This window comes from Methylobacterium sp. GXS13 (assembly GCF_001455965.1).
In the GTDB taxonomy this organism is placed as follows: domain Bacteria; phylum Pseudomonadota; class Alphaproteobacteria; order Rhizobiales; family Beijerinckiaceae; genus Methylobacterium.
Genome location: NZ_LKKO01000096.1, coordinates 1 through 6,669 on the forward strand (window position 1 = coordinate 1; position 6,669 = coordinate 6,669).

Genomic DNA, 6,669 nt, shown 5'->3' on the forward strand with positions numbered 1-6,669 from the left:
CGATCTGGCGCAACATCAGCACGACCTGCTCCGCACTTGGCTTCTATCCTCGCTTCATCCCCAACTCCTCTGGTCCACGCTGATCCTCTCAATCAGCCCGGTCCAAAGCCAGCCGGTCAGGTCACCCCGACCCTGGCGAATGACGGCAGCGCCGACGGCCAGCACACCGTGACGGTCTACGAAACCAGTGCGGCCGGGTTGAGCTCAGCCTACGCCAGCCTCGCCTTCACCCTCGACACACACCTCGCCATGGGCAGCGGTCACACCTCGTGAACCAGGCCCCGGGCGGATCATGGGTTCGTCAGCAGCGGGACGCAGATCGGCTGTGGGCGGTGCTTGAACGCGTGGCTGAAACCGACGACGCAGATGAGTGACCATGCCCGCTGCTCATGGCGCAGCAGATTCGCACCCCGCCGTGTGAGCGGCGCGGACGCCTACGGCGCTCCGCGCGAGGAGACAGCAACTGGATGCAGACCCCCTCGGGAGGTGCGGCACCCTTGAGCGCTTTTCGGTACGCGTTCGGGTCAGACCGTCGTGTTACGAACTTGGCCCGATCGGTTTCGCCTCCATCGGCCCCCACGAGTCCTGCCCGGTGCGCTGCCCTTCACGACGCGCTTTCGGCGCCCCCCCCCCCCGTCAACGGCGAAGCCAGCTCGGGGCGTTGCAAGCTTGCAATAGCGTTACCGGTAATACCGAGCTGTTCGCGTGGAACGCGCTTGCTTGAGCGACCGCGCCGAATATTTGAAGCAGGCCGGATCTCGCCTCGCGCTATAGCAAACCGTACCGTTCGTAGGCGTGCTCGACCGCATCGGCCGTGCAACGGAAGTCCCAGCCGGTCGTCGCGTGCGGTGACCGGATCGGAATGGCTGACAGCCTCGCCGCGAGAGGCAACTGCACGAGCGGTGATCCCGTAGTCCGCCTTGACGCGGCGCTGACAGTCTCAGGCGCGGTCAGTGGCGATACACAGCCGGCGCTTGCCCGTGAAGCGACCGCGTTTCTGCAGCGTAGGCGTATGCTTCGCGTCCAGGTTCACCAGGCCGACCTCGCACCCATGAATGGGCTATGCGGCTTGTGCGGACGCGCGGCGGACGACCGGTGACCAGCATGACCAGCAACTTCGGTCCTGCGGATGCGGTCGGACGCGTTCCGGTTTAGGTGCTGCAGGCGCTGGCCGATGGTGAAAGCGTGATCATCGCTGGAAGCTTGGTGGCCCAGCGGAGCGCCCGCACGATGGCGCTCCCCTCTTGGATTCCAACGGCAGATCGCGCGGCCGAGCGGTCCGCCTGGGCAGTCGGTAGAGCCGCGGCTTGCGCCACGCGTGGATGATCCGGGTGGAGACACCATAACGCTCCGTCTCAGCGCGGAGCTCACGGGTCATCTGGCGATCTCGGCGCCAATCGCAGCGGCGTCTCGGAGATTCGATCGCATGACGGGCCGCACCGCGCGATCCAGGTCGAGGAGCGTTGGTTTGGCTCGACCCGCCAGCCATGTCGGGCCGGCGCCCGCTTCGTCCGGGTCGCACCGACGTCGGATGAGCAAACACGCCACATACGGTCGCGATTGATGCGGACGCGGGCGGCCTCACCCCCTGATACATCGCCGAACAGCGCCCTCAATCCTCGGGGAGGGCTTCAGGCTCGGGCGGCTGTATCCTGGGCGTCCGCCTGGCCGGCTCGGAATCGCCATGCCGAACCGGACGTGCGCGAGTTTCCAGTCGGAAGGTTGGCCTCGCAGGCGGCAGAGGTGGATTGATGATCGGGGCAGCGTCGCTCCCCCGCGTCCCGGTTCGACGTGCATCCCGATCCACCGCCGACGTCGCGTCCGGCGTAGGCACGGGCGGGGCCGATGCGGTCGGTGGCGCCGCTGTCGCGGGCGGCGTCAGCGCAGCGGTTCCGTAGCTGCGGGCCGGACTACCAAGTGCCGGGGATGCAGGCCATCCCGATGGCTCGTTTACCGACGCCGGTCGTGAACCGGGGGCGGGCGGGGGCTGAGCAAACGTCGTCCCGGCCGCGCCGGTCAGATTTGGGCGACAGAGCTCCCCGCAATTGCTCACGACCGCGTCGTAGGATTTGCCCGCGATCACGGCGGTGACGATGCAGCGCGAGGGGCGGTATACCAGATCGTACTGGAACAGACCTTTTGCGTCGGACTCCGTGCGGAACTGGCCGTCTAGGACCACGGGCATGTGCGGACGGTCGGTCGTGCCGACGACGTAGAGTCGCCCCATGGCGATAGCCGCCAGCGTTATGTCGGACGCCGCCTGTGCGGTTCCATAGGCCGCCAGACCAACCGCGCCCACCGCAGCGATCATTGTGGCGAATCGAACCATGAGCAACTTCCTCGACGGCCCCATCAGGACCGGGTAACGAGCCTTCCCCCGCCAGAAATAGGCGTGAACATCGTGCCGCGACAGGCCGCCTGCCGTCGAACCCTCCGCGCAGTCTCATACCTGGTGTGGACAGAGCACGAACACCGCCGGAGTGCCATCGCGATCACACATCGACGACCCCGCGGCCCCGACGGGGCCGCATGGGGATGGTAAAGCCCGGGTTCCTTCGTCGCCTCGCCGCATCGCGACGGCGCCCTTATTGGAATGAAGCCCGGTGCGAGCGCTTACCGAGACCATAGGAGGGCACGGGTGCGATCTTACCCTCCGCCTGGAAGCGTTCGTGCCAGCGGATCGCGCTGGATCGGCCGATCTCAATGCGTTTGACTGCCTGTTGACGCGAAGATCCCGCCGCGATCACGCGTTCTCGCAGATCCACCGATCGTGCTGACGGCATCCCCATCGCCGCGTAGTGCCAGACATTGAGGCAAATCCGCAGACCGCCCGCTACCGCTAACGAAACGAGCCAGCCGGACAAGGCTCTCGCGGGCGTCGGCTGCACGGCGATCGCTTTACGCGAAATGGTCACGAACAATGCCGGGCCGCCGAGGCGGCGCTTCAATCGTATCGATGGTTGCCCCATCGCCGGTCGCGCGGCCGGTCGGCCGAACCAGCGGCGAAGAACCTGCACGGGTGGGACCGGACGACCAGACCGACCGGATCGGCGATCGTCACACCGCAGCGTCGTACATGCGTCTGGTCAGTCGATGACCCAGCCCGTTCCGACCGCCAGCCGCAGTTCTGCGCGCATGGCCTGGGTTAGAAGCAACTGTTCGGCGTCGGGCTCCAGGATTCGCTCACCTGTCGGGCCGGCAAAAACCGGTGGATCCACATTGCGCAGCACCCACTCCACCATCGCACCGTCCGACAGAAACGGCGCAGGAGCCTGAGCGGCCGCCGGCCCCTGTTCGAGGAGATCAACGGCCCAACCCCGGCAGCGAGAGGCCACGCCCGCGAGGGTCGTGCTGACCAGGATCGGATCGAGCAGCACCGCCAAACAGGTTCGAAAATCGGAGCCGAAGCCGCGCGTAGACGCTTCGTCCTCCACCGCGTCGAAGGCTTTGAGCTGCGCGTCGTCGTAGATTACGCAGCAGCGCACATGCTCAACGGTGGCAATGAGCGCAAATTCGTCCGCGTTCCACGAGCGGATCGTGGATATCAGATCGAGATCTTCTATCAATTTGGCAGCCAATTGCTGGGCCGCGATCCAGGAACCAGCGGAATTCACTTCGCTCGTCGTGGCGTTTGGGGCGTCTGGGGTCGCCATTCACTCATCTCCTGGGCGGCGTGCCGCGCCTCCGCGCTGTCGGCGATCCTGCCTACGTTGTCGTGCGCCAGACATATCTGGTTTCACTGAAATTTACCATAACCGGATAAAATGCTTATGGCTTTGACGTGCTGCTCTGCGTCTGACACACGAATTTGGATCGCCCGGGGGCCTCTATGTTTTTCTTCTATCTCGATCGCCTCACCCGAGAGAGCGAGATCCTCCCGCTGCGCACAGCCCTTGCCGCCGCTCGCCAAGTCGTGCCCGATATCTCTGTCGCGACGCTGGCGACGTTTCTCGAACTCGCCGCAAAGGCGCGCGACGAGCCTGTCACGACCAGAGAAATGTCGACAGCTTGTGCGATCCCTTACCCTCGTTTGATGCGGCACATTGAGGTGCTCGCGGAGGGATCGCGAAGATCGCCTGGGCACGGTCTCTTGGAGAAGGTGATGAATACCGTTGACCGGCGTGCCGAGATCAAGTTATCGCTGAAGGGGCATAGGCTGCTCGCCGCGATGGCCGCCCCGCTGTGCGCTATCGCCGAGGGGGGGCGGCGCGTGCGGTGAACGGTCAGGCGCTCGCTCCTAGCCCGCGCGGAGCAATCGCTATATGGCCGCCACCCTGAAAAATTTTAGTCGTATGCGGCCGCGATTATAGCCCGACCGTGCTGCGGATCCGGCGATGATCTTCGCTCGGCAAGCCGAGATCCGATCCGACGAGCGTAGTACGCGCGCCAGTCAGGCGAGAAGAGAGACGCGGGCTTTGAGTTTGGCGGGTCGCCGTCGAGGTGGCCCGGTACCGGATCTGACGGTGTTTGCTGCCAGCGCGACGCAGCGTGCGCCCGTGACACCGACGAACAGATTGCAGGTGCAGCCGCTGATCAGGCGCAGATCCGGGCCAGTTCGGCTTCGCTGGCGCGATGGCTGTCCGAATCGATCGCGCCGAGAAACCGCTCATGGGCGAGGAACAGCCGGTACGTGGCGAGCACATCGGCCTTGCAGTAGGCGGCGATCTCAGCGTAACGCCCGGCCTGCGCGAGCGCGGCGACGCCGCGCCCATCGAGGCCCTCGGGCTTGCCCGGGATCCGCAGCACCCGGCACAGGGCGTCGAGGCCGACTTTGGCGCGCGGGTCGAAACTGCCCAGGACGTCGCACAGGTCGAGCGCGTCGGACCCATACCGGCGGAAATATGGGCGCGCGTTCAGCCCCGGTGCCGCCACGCCGTTGATCAGGGCCCTGTACCGCAGCACCGGCAGATCGAAAGTGGTGCCGTTGAAGGTGACGAGCCGCGGGCGCGTGCACGCGAGATCGGCGGCGAAGTCGCCGATCAGTGCTGCCTCATCGCGCTCGCCGGCGTGGCCGGCCCCGAAAGCGCGGACCCGCCAGACACCCGCGACCTGCTCGGCCGCGAGCGCGCCGAGCGCCACGATGCGGTGGAAGATCAGCTTGGGGAAGCCCTTGCCGAGGGCGGTCCGCACCGCCTCCGTGTCAGCGGGGTTGAGGCGGTGCACGCGCGCCACTGCGTCGAAATCCGGGACGGTTTCCAGGTCGAGTACGATGACACTCACGGCAATTCTCCAGGTGAGCAGACGAGTGGGGGGGAACGAGGTGAGTCTCAGGTGCTCGGGCGGCCGAGGCGGTAGTAGCGCGACAGTGTGCGCGCCCAGCCGGCGTCGACGTCGATCGCGAGTAGGCGCGAGGTCACGACCTGCCGTCGACCGCGCAGACGGGGATGGTCGGCGACGCGGCCGTACAGGGCTGGGTCGACCGCTGGGACGAGCGTGCGCCGCCAACCGTCGAGCAGCGGCGCGGCTGCGAGTTCGTGGCGATCCGGGGCCGCGCCGGCGGTGAGCTGGTCGAGGGCCGCCAGGGCCGCCTCCCAGCGCACGGCGTCGTCGATGCTGAGGTGCAATTCGAGATCGGACATGGCGGATTCCTGTTCCGAGCGGCCGCGGGGCCGAGACGAGTGGGAGGGGGCGGGCGGCCGGCGCCGCCCGGAGGCGGTCTAGCGTCTCTCGTGCCCGGCTAGGTGCAGTTCGGCCGCGGCGTGGTGCGGCGGACGTTGGTGGGCGGGATGGTGCGCGCACGGCCGGGGCGGTGCGCGGCCGCGATCGCGGCGATCTCCGCGCCGGTGAGACACCGGCGCTCCAGGAGGGCCGCTGCCGTCGCTTCGATTGCGGTGCGCTCCGCCGCCACCAGGGCGCGGGTCCGGCGCATCAGCCGGCGCAACGTCGCCTCGGTCCGGGCGGCAAGGGCGGGATCGGCGCGCAGCAGCGCCTCGCACCCGTCCGGATCGGCGCGGTACAGCAGGCGGGGACCGAGGCCGAAGGACGCCTCGATTGCGCAGACGATCCGGGTCGCGGCGCTGAGATCGTGGCGCGCTCCCGCATGGGCACCGCCCCCGAGATCGAGGTCGGCCGCGCGCCCCGCGAGCAGCCCGACGACCCGTCGCTCCAGTGCGTCCCGGCCGGGCATCGGGTCGGCCTCCCCGATCACGGTCATCCCCGCCGCCGCGCCGCTCGCGCGGGTCGTGACCTCGACTACCGGCATGCCGAGCCGGTGGGCGGCCACCGCGTGGGCGGCCTCGTGCAGCGCGACCCGGCGCAGCTCCGCCGGCGGGCGCGGGGCCGGCTGCCACGGTGCCCCCCGGCCCGTCGAGGAGGCGCGGGGACGGGGCCCGGCGGGCCGCGTGGGCGGGGGGACGGCGCCGCCGGAGACACTAGCGCGGCCCATGGGCCGCCGGGGCCGGCGGCGTCGGCGGCGGGGGGTTCCGGGGGGGGGGGGTTGGCGGGTGTCGCGGGCAGAGGGGGGGGAGGAGGGGGGAGGCAGCGGGGTGGGGGGCGGGTGGCCGGGGCCGGGGGACGGCGTGGGCACCAAACCGGGCATCGCACGGGGAGGGGGCCCGGGCGGGGAGCGCCGCCACACCGGCCTCGGCGAAGCCGTCCGACATTTCCACGTCGGCGGGGAGGTCGGTCATGCCACAGGCGTGGATCATGCGCACGACCACGCGCTCGGCC

Annotated in this window: 6 protein-coding genes and 2 pseudogenes; 2 read left to right on the forward strand and 6 right to left on the reverse strand. The window is 68.6% G+C overall.

The genetic code is table 11. From position 1 onward, the window contains the following. The first annotated feature begins 36 nt into the window (after positions 1-36). Complete coding sequence (locus tag AO398_RS28640; RefSeq protein WP_152997666.1) at positions 37-273, forward strand: hypothetical protein; 237 nt, start codon at positions 37-39, stop codon at positions 271-273. A gap of 2,357 nt (positions 274-2,630) precedes the next feature. Here the strand turns inward: AO398_RS28640 and AO398_RS29565 are convergent. Continuing rightward, positions 2,631-2,783: pseudogene (locus tag AO398_RS29565) on the reverse strand (IS630 family transposase); the annotation flags it as partial. A gap of 303 nt (positions 2,784-3,086) precedes the next feature. Then, a complete protein-coding gene (locus tag AO398_RS26350) occupies positions 3,087-3,653 on the reverse strand; it encodes a hypothetical protein (RefSeq protein WP_058195162.1) in 567 nt (188 codons plus the stop codon). 176 nt (positions 3,654-3,829) lie between these two features. Here AO398_RS26350 and AO398_RS26355 point away from each other — a divergent pair, with 176 nt between their 5' ends. Next, positions 3,830-4,219 (forward strand): hypothetical protein, encoded by a 390-nt coding sequence (locus AO398_RS26355; protein ID WP_058195164.1) that lies wholly within the window; start codon positions 3,830-3,832, stop codon positions 4,217-4,219. A 314-nt stretch (positions 4,220-4,533) separates the two neighbouring features. On the opposite strand, the gene AO398_RS28875 is transcribed toward AO398_RS26355, so the two are convergent. The 4 genes and pseudogenes from AO398_RS28875 to AO398_RS27880 form a co-directional block, all read right to left on the reverse strand. Continuing rightward, positions 4,534-5,220: a 3'-5' exonuclease gene (locus AO398_RS28875; RefSeq protein WP_058195166.1), complete on the reverse strand. Its 687-nt coding sequence runs from the start codon at positions 5,218-5,220 to the stop codon at positions 4,534-4,536. Between the two features lie 47 nt (positions 5,221-5,267). Then, positions 5,268-5,579: a DUF6634 family protein gene (locus tag AO398_RS28880; protein ID WP_058195168.1), complete on the reverse strand. Its 312-nt coding sequence runs from the start codon at positions 5,577-5,579 to the stop codon at positions 5,268-5,270. 98 nt (positions 5,580-5,677) lie between these two features. Further along, a complete protein-coding gene (locus AO398_RS26370) occupies positions 5,678-6,385 on the reverse strand; it encodes a hypothetical protein (protein WP_082643460.1) in 708 nt (235 codons plus the stop codon). 106 nt (positions 6,386-6,491) lie between these two features. Further along, positions 6,492-6,669 (reverse strand): annotated as a pseudogene (locus AO398_RS27880) (precorrin-8X methylmutase); the annotation flags it as partial.